11 protein-coding genes are annotated in these 16,047 nt (G+C 55.9%); 10 read left to right on the top strand and 1 reads right to left on the bottom strand.

The window, feature by feature from the left end; all coding sequences use genetic code 11:
• Nucleotides 1–3: 3 nt before the first annotated feature.
• Nucleotides 4–1,224: a GNAT family N-acetyltransferase gene (locus H4Q31_RS00930; protein ID WP_185177192.1), complete on the bottom strand. Its 1,221-nt coding sequence runs from the start codon at nt 1,222–1,224 to the stop codon at nt 4–6.
• A gap of 135 nt (nt 1,225–1,359) precedes the next feature.
• Here H4Q31_RS00930 and H4Q31_RS00935 point away from each other — a divergent pair, with 135 nt between their 5' ends.
• The 10 genes from H4Q31_RS00935 (at nt 1,360) to H4Q31_RS00980 (ending at nt 16,004) form a co-directional block, all read left to right on the top strand.
• The gene (locus tag H4Q31_RS00935) at nt 1,360–2,739 is read left to right on the top strand and encodes an FAD-dependent oxidoreductase (protein WP_185177193.1); all 1,380 of its coding nucleotides are present in this window, start codon (nt 1,360–1,362) and stop codon (nt 2,737–2,739) included.
• Nucleotides 2,729–4,462, top strand: coding sequence for a hypothetical protein (locus tag H4Q31_RS00940; protein ID WP_185177194.1), 1,734 nt, complete (start codon nt 2,729–2,731; stop codon nt 4,460–4,462). The genes H4Q31_RS00935 and H4Q31_RS00940 overlap by 11 nt, the downstream gene beginning before the upstream one ends.
• A gap of 27 nt (nt 4,463–4,489) precedes the next feature.
• A complete protein-coding gene (locus H4Q31_RS00945; protein WP_185177195.1) occupies nt 4,490–5,506 on the top strand; it encodes an NAD-dependent epimerase/dehydratase family protein in 1,017 nt (338 codons plus the stop codon).
• Nucleotides 5,506–6,564 carry a dihydrodipicolinate synthase family protein gene (locus tag H4Q31_RS00950; protein WP_185177196.1) on the top strand — a complete coding sequence of 353 codons (1,059 nt, stop codon included), beginning with the start codon at nt 5,506–5,508 and terminating at the stop codon, nt 6,562–6,564. Before H4Q31_RS00945 ends, H4Q31_RS00950 begins: the two co-directional genes overlap by 1 nt.
• Nucleotides 6,565–6,590: 26 nt before the next feature.
• The gene (locus H4Q31_RS00955; RefSeq protein WP_185177197.1) at nt 6,591–7,478 is read left to right on the top strand and encodes a Gfo/Idh/MocA family protein; all 888 of its coding nucleotides are present in this window, start codon (nt 6,591–6,593) and stop codon (nt 7,476–7,478) included.
• Nucleotides 7,479–7,504: 26 nt separating this feature from the next.
• The gene (locus H4Q31_RS00960) at nt 7,505–11,956 is read left to right on the top strand and encodes an S-layer homology domain-containing protein (RefSeq protein WP_185177198.1); all 4,452 of its coding nucleotides are present in this window, start codon (nt 7,505–7,507) and stop codon (nt 11,954–11,956) included.
• A gap of 74 nt (nt 11,957–12,030) precedes the next feature.
• Complete coding sequence (locus tag H4Q31_RS00965) at nt 12,031–13,035, top strand: hydroxyacid dehydrogenase (protein WP_185177199.1); 1,005 nt, start codon at nt 12,031–12,033, stop codon at nt 13,033–13,035.
• An 86-nt stretch (nt 13,036–13,121) separates the two neighbouring features.
• The gene (locus H4Q31_RS00970) at nt 13,122–14,822 is read left to right on the top strand and encodes a WG repeat-containing protein (protein ID WP_185177200.1); all 1,701 of its coding nucleotides are present in this window, start codon (nt 13,122–13,124) and stop codon (nt 14,820–14,822) included.
• Nucleotides 14,823–14,977: 155 nt separating this feature from the next.
• Nucleotides 14,978–15,502 (top strand): hypothetical protein, encoded by a 525-nt coding sequence (locus tag H4Q31_RS00975; RefSeq protein ID WP_185177201.1) that lies wholly within the window; start codon nt 14,978–14,980, stop codon nt 15,500–15,502.
• A complete protein-coding gene (locus H4Q31_RS00980; protein ID WP_185177202.1) occupies nt 15,429–16,004 on the top strand; it encodes a hypothetical protein in 576 nt (191 codons plus the stop codon). The genes H4Q31_RS00975 and H4Q31_RS00980 overlap by 74 nt, the downstream gene beginning before the upstream one ends.
• Nucleotides 16,005–16,047 lie beyond the last annotated feature (43 nt).

Consider the following 16,047-nt stretch of genomic DNA (forward strand, 5'->3'; position numbering starts at 1 on the left):
GAGCTAGAATTTGTCGGTCAGGTAAAATACGGCTTGCTGCTTCGGGAACAGCGTTCGCAGGATTGCTGAAGCGGCCGAATCCGCCTGTCTCGGCCGATCTATGCCGCCGCTCGCTTCCTCATAGCCGAAGATGACGCTGGAGATAAGCTGCCACGGATCGAGCTGCAGCGATTCATATGCCGCGAAGGGGTCGGCTTGCTGCGAGACGGCAAGCTTGCGGTCAGCGTAATTCAGCCAGAACCGATCCTCCCCCGCTCGCAGCTCGAGATGCAGCTTCTGCTCCGCATATTCGCTGCTGCGGATTCGATGCTCCAGCTCCGGCCGCAGCTTCTGCAGCATCGAGCGGCAATGGATCATTTTCCACATCGAGATGTTGAGGTCTAGTTGTTCGGCTTGAGGCTGCTGCTTGTAATACTCGGCGAGCGGATGATCGTCCGGCAGCTTAGCTAGTACATGCTTCGCGTGAGGCCTAAGCTGACCTAGAGCGGTGAACAGCGCAACAACTGCGCTCGCGGCTTCAGGAAGATAGACCAGCTCTTGAATGAACACCTTCGCTTGGTCGGACTTCTCGATCAGCCCATAGGCGACGATGCGGCCGTTATGACGCACGAGTAAGCAATCCGCCTGGGTCCAGGCCGGCCAGAGCAGCAGATCGTTCCAATACGCTTCGTCCCGAATCAGCGTGTAAGTGCGTCCGTCGTTGTATTGCTCATAGATGTGCCGAAGCTGATCGAGATATTGGGCTTCGAACGGGACGATCTCATAGCCCGCAGGCGGTTCGATCGGATCGGGCTTAGGCATGGAACAGCCCTTCTCGGGAATGAGCTTCCATCCAGCCTTCTCGTAGAAGGCGTGAATAATCGCCAGCAGCAGGCTAGCGTCATAATCGTTCTGCTTCATCCATTCCGTCTGGGCGCGCAGCAGGCTCTGTGCAAGTCCTATGCCGCGATAGCACGGATCGGTGCCGACGCTGCCGATTCCTCCGATCTTGAGGACGGCCTGTCCAACGCGAATGTGAAGGGGGAAAATCTGGATCGTCGACGCCACCTTCCCCTCTACGGTCGCGAACCAAGTTGTCTGTGGATCGTAGGAGGAATCGTTCAGTAAGCGGTCTTGGAAGAACGCCTTCCCGACGGGAAAGACCTCGCCCAGGATGTTGAAGATGTCCTCTAGCTGCTGAGGAGAAGGGGCATTGGCTACCGTAATCGACGGCTGGCTTGTCATGTAAGAACCTCCGATGCTTCGTAATTAATCAAAAAAGAGCGAATTTTTTGTCATCATACAGGATTTGCCACGTCGGCTCAATAGTTTTGGATTTAGAAGAAGATTTAGTGCCCGATGAACAAAGGAGCGGAGTGCATGGATCAGCATCCACGGATCAACAGCTATGATGTCGTCGTGCTAGGAGGCGGACCGGCGGGGATCGCCGCTGCTATCAGCGCTGCGCGTAACGGAGCCTATACGCTGCTGGTCGAACGATACGGATTCCTGGGCGGCATGTCCACCGCAGCCTTGGTGTATCCTTGGATGACCTTCCATTCGGCTGCCGGAGAGCAGGTCATTCAAGGCATCGCCCAAGAGATCGTGGAACGGCTGCAGGAGCGGGGCGGGTCGCCCGGACATCTGAGAGACACGATCGGCTTCACCTACTCCTTAACGCCCTATCATTCTGAGATTTATAAGGTTGTTGCCCAGGAGATGCTGCAGGAGAGCGGCGCGGAGGTGCTGCTGCATACTTCGGCGATCGAGGTGAAGGCCGAGCGTGGCGCTATTCAGAGCGTGACCCTCTACAACAAGAGCGGTATTCATCACGTCGAGGGAAAATTCTATATCGATGCCACGGGGGATGCGGACATCGCTCATCGGGCGGGCGCTCCTTGGGAGCAAGGCAACGCGCAGCAGAAGGTTCAGCCCATGACGATGAAGTTCCGTATGAAGGGCGTTCGGCTCGATCTCGTGAAGGCATATATCAAGGAGCATCGCGATCAATTCTACGAGAAGACGTTATTTGACCAGTTGGACGATCTGCCTCTCACGTCTGTGTCCGGATTCTATGAGCTGTGGGAGCAAGCCAAGCTCTCGATTCCCCGCGAAGGCGTGCTGTTCTTCACGGGTCCCGGCGCAGACGAGGCGCTGATTAATGTGTCGCGGGTGACGGGCCTGGATCCGACAGATGCGGCAGACCTGACCAAGGCGGAGCTGGAGGGAAGGCGGCAGGTGCTGGAGTTAGAGCAGTTCTTCAAGGCTTCTATTCCCGGCTTCGAGCAGGCATCCATCTCCGGAGTAGGCACACAGATTGGCGTTCGCGAGACGAGACGCATCATCGGCCATTATGTGCTGAACGGACACGACGTCTTGGATGCCCGCCGCTTCCCCGATGTCATCGCGCGAAGCGGGTACCCGATCGACATTCATAACCCGGAGGGCAAAGGCATTACGGCCAACTTCATACGCGAAGGCGGCGCTTATGATATTCCGTATCGCTGCCTGGTTCCTCAGCAGGTGACGAATCTGCTCTTGGCCGGCCGCTGCATCTCCACTACGCATGAAGCGCAGGCGACAACGCGATTGACGCCGAGCTGCATGGCGATCGGCCAAGCGGCAGGGACGGCGGCCGCTCTGGCGGTCAGCTATCAATGCAGCAATAGCGAGGTTCCGATCGAGGCCTTGCAGAAGCGGTTGGTCGAGCAGCGCGCGGAGCTTGGCTTGCGGAAGGAGCACGCATCCGATGAGCAGTGATCTTCCGTTGGAGCTGTTGGGGGAGGCTCGCGTGCTGCGATTCGCGATGCGAGAGTGGGAGCAGCTATATGAGACGGCTGGAAAGGCGCTTCCCTTGGATCGGATCGTGCTGGGTACGTGGGAGCAGCTGCGGCAAGCGGAGCCCGAACGGTCCGTGGCCATCGCAGGCAAGCTGGCGGAGGCTCGCTATGAGGATGAATTCGTTATTGCCCGTCAAGGGGACGGCGTCTATCTGATCGGCAGCAGCGAGCGGGCGGCATTGTATGCGGTCTACCAATTCGCGGAGCTTGCGCTAGGGCTGCATTGGATCTTCCCGGGACAGCCGCCAGTGCGGAGGGACTCGGCTTCAGCCTGCGCTGCCATCTCATCAGATTCTTGGGACTCCCCAGACTTCTCGATCGCGTCGTCGCTGCACTATGCGCCTGTGCTTGAACGCAGAGGCTTCGTGTTCGAGACGATCGAAGATGCACCGTTCATGCAAGCGATGGTCGACTGGTTAGCCAAGAATAAGATCAATGAGATCTTCTTCACCTTCACGCTCTGGGACAAGATCGGCCAAGAGCTTCAAGAGCCGATTGCCGACAGAGGGCTGGCTGTGACCTTAGGCGGTCACAGCGCGTCCTTCTTCCTTCACCGTCAGGCGGCAGCGACAGAGACGAACGCAGATCATCCGTATACCGCGAAGAAGCAGCTGGATTATACGGATGGGAGCTGGCAGCCCGGCTTCATCCGGCAGATCGCGGACTATTGCCGCAGCGTGCGGGATCTGAAGAGGATCTCCTTGTGGCCGGAGGATATCAAGCATCAGCAGGCAGAGGACTTCCTGACGCCTTATATCGCGTTTAATGAACGCTTGAAGGAAGAACTGCTGCAGAGCGGACTGCTGCTCGAAGTGGAGCATATCGCCTACAATGCGGGCCTGGCCTGGGATATGCTGGAGCTTCGAGAGCAGCCTTCCACAGATATCGATACGCTCTATGCCTACTGGGGGCGTGACTATCGCTTCGGTCTCGGCAAGGGCGAGAGCGCCAGCGACCAACGAGCCTATACGGCCTTGCAGATGTGGCGGCAGCAGCTTGAATCGTCAGGGCGCAAGCTGACGGTATTCGAGTATTACAGCGATCACTTCATGCTGAGCCCCTTGTTCCCCATGCTTGCCAAGCGAATAGTAGAGGACATTCGAAGCTATGCGGAGGCAGGGGTCTATGGCATGACGAATCTGGTCGTCCCATGCCGGGAAGAGGGGTATCCGTATCAATGGAATCAGACCTTTAACAGCTACGTATTTGCACGAGCGCTCTGGAATGATTCGCTGGACGAGATCGAGCAGCAATTCGCTGCCGCCTTCGCGGGCGAACTTCAGCCGCATGTCCTGAAGCTCTATGAGCAGCTTGAGGAAGAGACGGCGGTCTTGACGAAGTGGAATGTCCCTCTCTTCCCAGCGCGCGCAGTTGACCCTGTGAAGGCAGTGTCGTGCACGGAGGACGAGAAGGAGCAGGTGCTGGCGCAGTTGGATCGGATCATTGCGCTGGCCGAGCGCTATCTAGCGAAGCTGGAGTCAACGGAGGCAATGGCAGGGGCAGCGGCGGCGGGCAAGGCAGCGGGTGCGGGCAAGGCTTCCCAGCGGCTTCAGCTGGGGCAGACGCTTGTTCACTACGCCTCATATGCGCGGCGAATCAAACAGCAGTGGCTGTCTCTGATCCTTAATGAAGGTAAGACATGAAATCTACGATTGAGAGGTGCTAGCCGAATGAACACGATGGAGCAGCTGATTGCTCAACTGACCACGCCAACGGAAGCGCTGGTGCGGGATCTGGCCAAAGTGGAAGGAGATATTATCATCCTCGGCGTCGGCGGGAAGATGGGCCCGACGCTGGCCGCCCTTGCCGCGAATGCGGTGCGTCAAGGCGGACTTCACAAGCAGGTGATCGGCGTCTCCCGATTCTCGAACCAAGAAGCGAGAGATGAGCTGGAGCAGGTCGGCGTCAAGACTATCTCTTGCGATCTGCTGGACGATGCCGCCCTGCAAGCTTTACCTCACTGCGACAATGTGATCTATATGGCGGGTAACAAATTCGGCACGACCGGACGAGAGCACTTCACTTGGGCGATGAACGCTTATCTGCCGGGCCGGGTGGCCGAGAAGTACAAGGATTCCCGCATCGTTGCCTTCTCTTCCGGCAATATCTATCCCTTCGTGCCGGTGAGCAGCGGCGGGGCGGATGAATCTGTTGAACCGCAGCCGGTTGGCGAATATGCGCAATCGACACTGGGCCGAGAGCGCATCTTCGAATACCATTCGCATAAGAACGGCACGCCGATGACGATGTATCGGCTGAATTATGCGATTGATATGCGCTATGGCGTGCTGTTAGAGATTGCGAAGGCGGTTCAGGAGGGCAGAGCCATTGATCTGACGACAGGATTCGCGAATGTGATCTGGCAAGGCGATGCGAATTCGATGGCGCTGCGCTGTCTCAATCATTGCAGCGCACCGCCGGCCGTGATGAATATTACGGGGCCGGAGACGATGTCGATCCGCTGGGCGGCGGAGCGATTCGCGGCACGTCTTGGCAAGCCTGCGGCATTCGTGAATGAAGAAAGGAACGTTGCGCTGCTCAATAACGCCTCCAAGTCCCACCGGACGTTCGGCTATCCGAACGTGAGCCTGCTGCAGATGATCGATTGGACGGCTGAATGGCTGCTCACCGGCGGCGCCACTTGGAACAAGCCGACGCACTTCCAAGAACGCGGAGGGAAATTCTAATGAAGCTTGCGCCATCGCTGCTTGAAGCTCTGCATGACGGGGTGGTCATTCCTGCTCACCCGCTGGCGTTGAACGAGGATCGTACATTAGATGAGCGCCATCAACGCGCCTTAACGCGATACTATATGGCTTCGGGTGCCGGCGGCATCGCGGTCGGGGTACACTCCACCCAATTCGAGATCCGAGATCCCGAGCACCATCTGTTCGAGCCGGTGCTCAAGATGGCAGCGGAGGAAGTGAGCCGGGCGAGGCTGGACCGTCCATTCCTGAAGGTAGCCGGCATCTGCGGTCCGATTAACCAAGCGCTCGCCGAGGCCGACATTGCCCTGAAGTATGGCTATGATGCCGCGCTGCTAAGCATGGGCGGACTGCAATTTCTTACGGAGGAGGAGCAGTTGGAGCGCGCGAAGGCGATTGCCGCGAGAATGCCGGTGATCGGCTTCTACCTGCAGCCCTCCGTTGGCGGACGGGTCTTCAGCTACGCGTTCTGGCGGCAGTTCGCCGAGATCGACAACGTCGTCGCCATTAAGATCGCGCCGTTCAATCGATATCAGAGCCTAGACGTCGCCCGCGCTGTCTGTTATTCCAGCCGCAGAGACGACATCGCGCTGTATACGGGCAACGACGACAATATCGTGAACGACCTGTTCACGGCGTATCGCTTCGAAGTGGACGGTCAAGACGTCGAGAAGCTAGTCGTGGGCGGCCTGCTTGGCCACTGGGCGGTCTGGACGCGCAGAGCGGTCCAACTGCTCGAGGAGATTAAGGCGGCACGCCGATCGGAGTACATCCGCAAGGAATGGCTGACGCGCAACATCCAAGTCACAGACTGCAACGCGGCCTTCTTCGATCCGGCTCATCAATTCGCCGGCTGTATTCCGGGTATTCATGAGGTGCTTCGCCGCCAAGGCTTGATGAAGGGCACCTGGTGCTTGAATCCGCAGGAGGTGCTATCGGAAGGGCAGGCGGAAGAGATCGACCGCGTCTATGCGCAATATCCTCATCTGCATGACGATGTCTTCGTTCAAGCCCATCTTGGCGAATGGTTAGCCGATTAGAGATGCCATTAAGGAGGTGATGTGTCATGCAGCGGCTTAAGATCGGAATGATCGGCACGGATACTTCGCATGCGGTAGCCTTCGCCCGAATTCTGAACGACAAGCAGCATCCCTTCCATGTGGAAGGCGGTTCTATCACACATGCCGTTCGCCATTGTTCGACAGACTTCGAGCTTAGCTATTCCAGGGAGAAGCGGTTCAGCGAGGCGTTATCCGAGCAGCATCAGATCCCGTTCGCCACCTTAGATGAATTGGAACGGCAATGCGATGCGATTCTGCTGGAGGCTGCAGACGGACGCGAGCATCTGGAGCTGTTCAGCCGCATCGCCGCATGGAAGAAGCCGGTGTTCATCGACAAGCCGCTGGCCTTAAATGTCGACGAGGCCAAGCGGATCATCCAGCTTGCCGCGCATTACGGCACCCCGGTCATGAGCACCTCTGCCCTGCGCTATGCGGCTGCGCTTCAACGACAGCTTGGCCTTATCGATCGCAGCGCCATCCGGCGAGTGAGCGTCAGGTGCCCGCTCATCATCGAGCAGACCCAATCCCGTTACTTCTGGTATGGCATTCATGGCGTTGAGATGCTGTTCGCCTTATTGGGAACCGGCTGCACAGCGACCGCGCTTAAAGTCACAGAGGAGGCGGAGCTGCTCATCGGAGAGTGGAGCGATGGAGCGCTTGGCGAAGTCAGGTGCTGCTATGACGTTGCTAAGCCATTCGAAGCAATCATTGAGACGGCTGAAGAGACGATACCGATTCGACTCGATGACCAAGTACCTTTTTACGCAAGCTTGCTGGAGAAGGTTATGGTCTTCTTCCAGACGAGAATCTCGCCTGTTCCGGCTGACGAGACGTTAGAGCTGATCACATTCCTGGAAGCGGCTGAGCAGAGATACTCGGAACGCCGGGTTTAACTAATCCATTAGGGAGTGAACGTAAAATGACCGTATGGAAACGACAAACCGTAAGTCTCGTTGCCGTCGTCAGCTTGTTCCTCAGTCTGTTCTGGCAAATAAGTGCCTCTTCCATCGCTTCGGCGGCTGAAGTCACAGAGAGCAGCGCCTATCTGTTGAATCCCGGCTTTGAGAGCGCGGAAGCGGACGGCGCCATCCCCGGCTGGAGCATTGACCCCGATACAGCAGGCAATGGCACATCAGTCGTCAGCACCGTATATGCCAGAACAGGCTCTCAAAGTCTATTGTTCCAAGATACGAGCAATAGCGCTTCGCCCAATGGCAGATTTAGAGTGCTGTCCAATGAGATCGCGGTAACCGGGAATGAGTCGGTCGCGTTCAGCGTCTACGCCTACAAAGCCGCTGCGACGGATCAATCCCATGGCATTCAGCCCGTTATTTTCTACTATGACAAAGATGGCAGAACGACCAAGCTAAATGACTTCAAACAATACGGAGCATCGCAGGTACCGGTCGGCGCCTGGATTGAGCTGTCCGTCAGCGGCATAGTGCCGGAAGGGACGGCCTACATCAAGGTGGGGCTCTATTCCGGCGATCCGAGCTTAACCAAGGTATATCTGGACGATGCGTCGGTGACGATCGCGCCGGCCGAAGCGCCGCTGAATGAGAAGATCGCGAACCCGGGCTTCGAGGAGCCGCCGACGGGGGGAGCGATACCTGGCTGGAGCCTTGGCCCAGGCACCGAAGGCATTGTAGAACTAAGCTCGAGTATCTATCATTCCGGTTCCATGGGCTTGCATTTCAAAGACGAGAACAACGCTAAGAACACGCGTGTGCTAAGCGATCCATTCGCGATCGAAGGCGGTACGACGATCGTAACGGAAGCGAATGTATATGTCATCAGCCAGACTCACAACATCGTCATTGAGTTCTATTATTACGATGCGGCAGGGACGCAGATCGGCTCGAATCTATCCTTGTTCTCGAGCAATTCGTTGGGCTCTAACAAATGGTCGGTGATGAAGCTGCAGACCGATGTGCCGGCGAACGCCGTGTCGGCGCGCGTCGGGTTGAATTCGGGCGATGTCAGCTTAACGGAAGCTTACTTTGATGATATTTCCAACACGGCATTAGCGAAAGAAGTGCCTCTCGACCGTGAGTATTCGGCGCCGGTCAACCTTGGTGATATGGTGAGCGTGAACCTGGGCCAGGCGGCTGCTATTCAGACGAATGACAACGGCGACAATGAGGTTTACTTCATCACCAACGGCAATCCCGGGACCTTCTTCGCTGTCAGCCTGGAGACCGGAGAGTCTATCTTCTCTGAAGTGATTCCGAATACGGAAGCTACTTGGGCTATGACGATCGGCGAGGATAAGAACGTGTACTTCGCCGGAACGGCAGACGGCATCCTCTATCGCTACATTCCAACGGAGAAGCGGGTGGAGTCGCTCGGCTACAACACGGCGGATAACTGGGTATGGGATCTGGCGACGATCGGCGGCAAAGTATATGGAGGCACGTACAATTCATCTTCGGACGGCAAAGTGTTCGAGTATGATGTTGCGACGGGCAGCTTCCGCAATTATGGCGTCATCGAGGCGGGACAGAACTATGTGCGCGGCATCGCGGTGGACGAGGATTATATATACGCCGCCATGGGCGCGACGGTGGCGCTTCATCGAATTGATCGGGTGACAGGCGAGATCACAGAGATCAAGGTAGAAGGCTATTCCGATACGACCGGCATCGCCGGCGATGTCTATGTTATCGGAGACAAGATCTTCTTCTCGGCCAGCACGCAGAAGATGGTCGTGCTGGATAAAGCAACGCTGGAGATCGACGCCTTCTTCAATCAGCAAGCAATGATCTCGGAGCCGGATCCAGATCATCCGGACGTTATCTACTACGTTTTCGCTAGGAAGCTTTATCAATACAATATGGCGACTAAGCAGTCGTCCGAGGTTGAGCTGCCCTATGCCTTGCCGGATACGCCCCGCTACAAGGACTTCGCATGGGTTACGCTGGATAGCGGCGAGAAAGCGAATGAGACGGTGCTGGCTGCCGTGACGCAATACGGCGAGACGATGCTGGTCGATCCGCAGGATCAGTGGGTCAAATTTGTCGAGCTTGATATCGCGGCGAATAGCGTTAGCATTCAATCGCTGGAGCGCGGACCGGACGGCCGCTTATATGTCGGCGGTTATCAACGAGGGATGAGCGTCTACAATCCGTTCACGGGTAAGATTGAAGTGAATGGCGCGAACTTCCCTCAGACGGAAGGCATCGGATTCCTGAATGACTATGTCTATTACGGCACTTACGTCGGGGCGGTCATGTATCGGTATGACCCTTCCGAAGAGACCGAGCTTAATGTGAATCCGAAGCTTGTATTTGATATTGAGCATCAAGACCGTCCGTTCGCCATTGAAGCTGGAGACGGCAAGCTGTTCGTCGGCACGGTCCCCGACTATGGTTATCTTGGCGGCGCGCTTGCGATCTATGATGAGACGGCCGATCAATGGCAGCAATTCAATCACGATCATTTCGCTCCTAACCAAAGCGTGATGAGCCTGGCTTATCATGACGGCCTGCTGTTCGGCGGTACGAGCGTATGGGGCGGCCTCGGCATTGAGCCGTCGGAAGAGGAAGCGGTCATCTTCGTCTGGGATGCGGCTCGGAACAAGGTGGTCAAGACGATCAAGCTCAGCGAGCTTGGCCTCGACATCGACGAGACGCCCCGTATGATCGGATCGGTTAAATTCGGTCCGGACGGCTTGCTGTGGGGTGTCGTCGACGGCACGATCTTCGCTCTGAATGTCGACGACATCGAGCATCCGACGATCGTGAAGAGCAAGATGCTGTTCCCGAGCCTGTACAACTCCAGCAAGTGGTTCAGCTATGAGATTGAGTGGGCGCCGGACGGCATGATCTATACGACGCTTGGCCGCAAGTTAATTGCGCTCGACCCGGGTACGCTGCAGTTCGAAGTCATTGATGAGACGTTCACGAACATCATGACGCTGGGCATAGACGGCAGCATCTACTACGCTCCAGACGCTAACACCTACTTGTACCGCATCGCCGTTCCGGAGACGGACGCGACTCTCTCGTCTCTAACGATTGACGGACAAGAGGCAGCGGGCTTCTCGCCTGGGATTCTCCAGTATCAAGCGGCGCTGTCCGATACTTCGACTGTAGCTGCAGAAGCGACGCAGGATGGGGCAACTGTTGACATCTCTCGGGCAGATGACGGCAGTGCAGTCGTTCGCGTGACCGCAGCTGATGGAGTCTCCTCACTCGCATATACAATTACGGCTGCCGACAAGACAGATCCGGATCCGGATAACAATGGCGCAGACCCGGATAATGGATCGGACCCGGGCAACGGGTCGGCAGGCAATACCACGACACAGGAAGTATCCGGCTCCGAATTAGTGGCTAATGCAGATGGCGACATCGCGATCGAGCTTCAAGCAGGCAAGACGGAAGTCATATTGCCTGCGGATGCATCCCAAGCGATCGCCGACCATCCCGTTGTGATCACGGCCGGCAGCGCGGCTGTGAAGCTCTCCTCGCAGGTGGTTGCTGCGATTGAGGCGCTCGCGCAAGGCCGAGTAAGCGTTGGCGTGACGGCGGCGGCAGTGGACACGGCCGCGTTGGGCACGGCCTATGGGGCCAACGTGACGGTTGTCTCCGGCAGCTATCAAATCCATCTGGCGCTTAAGAAGGCAGATGGCACTACAGTAGAGGCGGAGCAAGTGGACGGGGCAACCGTAGCCTTTGAGCTTGCGGAAGGCGCAGATGCGAGCCGCGTTGCCGTTTATGAAGTACATGAGGACGGCACCCTGTCCTATGTAGGCGGCAAGATTGAGGACGGTCGGATTGAAGCGGAGATCGAAGGGGCCGGCACTTATGCGGCACTCCAATTCAACAAGACCTATTCCGACGTGTCAAGCGGACATTGGGCCGAAGAAGCGATTGCCCAATTGTCGATGAGATTGGTAGCGGAAGGCGTTAATGATACGGAATTTGCGCCGAATCAAGACATTACGCGCTCCGAATTCGTCGCTCTAATTGTACGTGCGCTGGGGATCTCCGCTAGCGGACAGCCGCTGCCATTCGAGGATGTCGCCACAACGAGCTGGTACGCGGGAGAAGTGGCTGCGGCTTACGAGGCAGGTCTGGTTAATGGCAAGAGCGAGACGCAGTTCGCTCCGGCAAGCACGATCTCTCGCGAAGAGATGGCCGTGATCATTCTAAGAGCCTATGAATTTTCGACAGGTATTGAGATGAATGACTCGCAGCACAGCTTCGCCGATGCAGATGCGGTCAGCAGCTGGGCTCTTGAGGATCTCGCAGCCGCATTCGAGCTTGGGCTGGTCAACGGCAGAGGCGGCAATCAATTTGTACCGCAAGGACATCTGACTCGCGCTGAGGCTGCGCAAGCGATCGTGAATGTACTAGAATTAGAATAAACATGTAGCGTTGGAACCTTCGGTCTCTTGCGGATCGAAGGTTCTATACGCACAACTCGCGAGGGGGACTCAATATGGACAATATCAAAGTATTGGTGACCATGCCCATGCATTCGGTATTTCATACGTTCTTTAACCAGGAGCTTGTGCAGGAGCTGGAGCAATTCGCGGATGTATCCTGGAACACAAGCCCGACGGAGCAATTCACGAAGGAAGAGCTGTGCGAGAAGATTCGGGACGTCGATATCATCGTTACCGGCTGGGGAACGCTGCCGCTGGACGAAGAGGTGCTTCGGCATGCCGACAAGCTGCGCATGGTCGCGCATACCGGCGGATCGGTGAATCCTTACGTGACGGATGCGGTATATGAGAGAGGGATCCGCGTCGTCAGCGGAAATAATCTATTCGCGGAATCGGTAGCGGAGGGCGTGATCGCCTATGCGTTAGCTTCGCTGCGGGATATTCCGAAGTATTCGCAGGATCTTAAGCAGGGGATTTGGCCCAGCAGCTATTACAACAAGGGGCTGCTGGACAAGAGGATCGGGATCGTCGGTTACGGCATGATCTCGCGCTATACCGTGGAGATGCTGAAGCCCTTCCGGCCTCGGATTAAGGTCTATTCGAGGCATATCTCGCAAGAAGAGCTGGATCGCCATCAGATGACCCGAGCGGATCTGGAGGATATCTTCTCAACCTGCGATATCGTCTCCATTCATGCGGCCAGAACGCCGGATACCCACCACATGATTACGGAAGAGCTGCTGAACCGGATGCCTGAGGGCTCGCTGCTCATTAACACGGCACGCGGCGCGATCATTGACGAGGAAGCGATGTGCCGCGTACTCGCGAACCGTCCTATCTATGCGGTGCTGGACGTATTCGAGGCGGAGCCTCTTCCGTCGAATCATCCGCTGACGAAGCTGGACAACGTGATTCTGATGCCGCATATGGGAGGTCCGACGGTTGACCGCCGCTTCATGGTGACGAAGCAAGTGATCGGCGACATGAAGCGATTCTTAAACGGGGAACCTTTGATCTGCGAGATTAGCCAAGCCTATGCGAATCAGATGACACGGTAGAATATTGTCGAACAAATAGGCAAATTATGCTACTATTTATATCAATCTCTGACTAAAGGGATATGAACAGCTAAGGAGAGAAAGTCATGAAAAGGTTGGTATGTCTGGCAATTGGCTTGGTCTTGATGATGAACGCGTATGCGGTGAGCTATGCTGAAGAAGCGGAAGCCAATCATTTCACCATTGAACCGCAATTCTCGGGATTGCACGGCTATAACGATTTGCGCAGCACCTTTAACGAGGGGCTGGCATGGGTTCAATTATCCGGCGATGAGATCGGCGTTATTGACCGGAGCGGCAAAGTGCTTCTCGACAATCTGTCTCTGAATCACTATTCCTTCACCAGTTATATGTTCAGCGAGGGGTTATCCCGTTATCGGGACTCCCAAGGGGCTTGGGTGTATCTGGACAAGAACGGGAACGAAGTCATCCGAACGACTTATGATACCGTGTTTAACTTCAGAGAAGGCTTGGCGGCTGTAGAGCGAGATGGCAAGTGGGGTTATATCAACCGTGAGGGGAAGGAAGTCATTAAGCCCCAGTATGATGAGATCCGCGACGACGACGGCTACGGTTATAACGCGGGGACCGCGGGGTTCTATGAGGGCCTGTCAGCGGTCAGCAAGGGCGGCAAGTGGGGATTTATCAATAAGAGCGGCCAAGTCGTCGTTCCTCTGAAGTACGATTGGGTGAATAACTTCAACGAGGGCCTGGCTGTCGTCTCGCGCAATGGCAAATGGGGCTATATCAACAAGTTCGGCACGGAAGTCATTAAGGTCATTTACGACGATGCCATCAACTTTAGCGAAGGCGTAGCGAGCGTCTTGCGTCCCAATCCCGCTGGGAACGGCTATAACTGGCTGTTCATTGATAAGAACGGAACAGTGATTAAGGATTTCAAGAATAAATACGAGATCGTCTATCCGCCCGAAGAAGGAGTGGCCGTAGCTTCCTATTATGCGGGCAGTCCGGACACGAGATATGCTCTTCTGGATCGGAACGGCACGCTCATCGTTGACTTGGGCAATAAGTATGCTGAGGTGGACGGATTCAGTGAAGGCTTGGCTTGGGCGGAGAAGCCTGATGGAGGCGTTGTGTTAATTGACCAAGCAGGCCAAGAAGTCGTTGAACCCTACTCACAGATACGAAGCTCTACCGCGGGATTGATCGGGGTTCAGGTCAACGATCGGGATCCATTCGGCTTTATGCGCAATCCGCTGGATGTCCCTTCTGCGTGGGCGGAGGCTGAAGTGAATACGGCTGCCTCTTTAAATCTAGTGCCATTGGAGATCGATTACGGTTACGCTGCCAACATCACCCGCGCGGACTTCAGCAAGCTGGCCTTGAATTTAGTATCGGTGAAGACAGGCAAGACCGTAGAAGAGCTGCTGACCCAATCCGGCAAAAAAATAAAGGATGGCGTGTTTGACGATACGTTCGATCGGACGGTACTGGCTGCGAATGCGCTTGGAATTATTAGCGGAAGAAGCACGAACAAGCTCGATCCTAACGGATTGATCACTCGCCAAGAAGCGGCCGTCATGCTCACGCGAGTTGCCGGCATGCTTGGCATAACGAAAGGCAGCGGTGAAGCCGTCACTTATACGGATGCCAAAGCTATAGCGAGTTGGGCTGGCGAATCCGTTGCCGTTATCGGTTCTGTCGAGGATAAGACTAGCAACACAATCGTGATGGGCGGCGTGGGGAGCAGCAGGTTTGCGCCGGAGGAGCCCTTCACCAAGCAACAAGCATTTATCACGATGAAGAGATTATTCAATGCCGTTTAAAGCATAAGTTAAAGGGAAGACGCCAGGAATCTCCTGAGCGTCTTCTTGTTATTCTAGCTGAATGCACTTGCGAGAATGATATACTAGGAAGAGCAATTACGGGATGTCCCGTGCTGAGATTGAACTCCATCTAGACGAATGAGGTGTATTGACTTGTGAATAAGCAAATGTTGAAGTGGATCTTAACCCAATTAGACGACGCAACGCTAATCACCCTATCGACTGCAACCGCAACGAAGATTAAGGGCTTCCGGGAGATTACGAAGAGCAATCTTAAGCTTACCAAGCCGCAGATCTTAACTGAATTGCAGAAGCCGACCAAAGCGGTCAGGCTTAGAGATGGACTTCGCCGATATGTGGAGAAGAAGCTAACCGAAGACGATATCACGAGCCTTCGCGAGCGAACGCAAGAAGAGCTCGAGGAACTCATCAGCAACGGTTCCCATGCGCTTCTGGACGTCTTGATCGTCCTGATGACGGGAGAAGACGAGGAGCAGCAACTGGTCCTTGCGGACGTCGCCGATCAGCTGTTCACGGCCCTATCGCCGGGCGATAACGGCGCTAAACAAGACGATTCCCCGGCAACAGAGGAAGCTGCGAGTGAGGATGGCGATACCGCTGCGGATTCAGGGGTACAGGCGGCCATCGCGGCCGAAGCGCAAGCGAGAGCGCGTATATGATGGGATTGTTCCGCTGACTAGCCGGGAGACCGAGCTATTCGTTCATCCGCTATACGTGCGGCAGCAGTATAACCGTCCGGACGGACGTCTGGATGTATACATGGCCGGCGTCTATTACGGGACCGTCATGATGGATTTCAAATATCGCCCTCGTCACAACTTCTGGGAGAAGGACCGCATCAACACGATCGCCCGCACGAGAGAGATGAATCAGCTCATCGCCTACAGCGACAGCCGTTCGAATTTTCTCTATGGCGAGGATCGCCCTTCATCTGCTGCCTTTCAGCGGCTCAGTCCGGTTGCGGAAGTGTGGGCGTTGTATCCGGTGAAGGAAGGCCGCGAGGAACGGCCGACCTCCTCGCCGGATCACAGCCTGCGGCTGATTCCCTTAAGCCCGGGCGGGGACAATGAGCACGTCGTGCAGGAGTTCGAGCGCGTACTGAAGCAGCTGCTGCAGGACAGCGCGGGCTTTATCGAAGGGCTGCCTAAGATCGGATTCTAACCCAATTAGGGAGTTGAGGCGGCGAATATCCTTATTTGAAAGA

Source organism: Cohnella lubricantis (genome assembly GCF_014212015.1).
Classification (GTDB): Bacteria; Bacillota; Bacilli; order Paenibacillales; family Paenibacillaceae; genus Cohnella; species Cohnella lubricantis.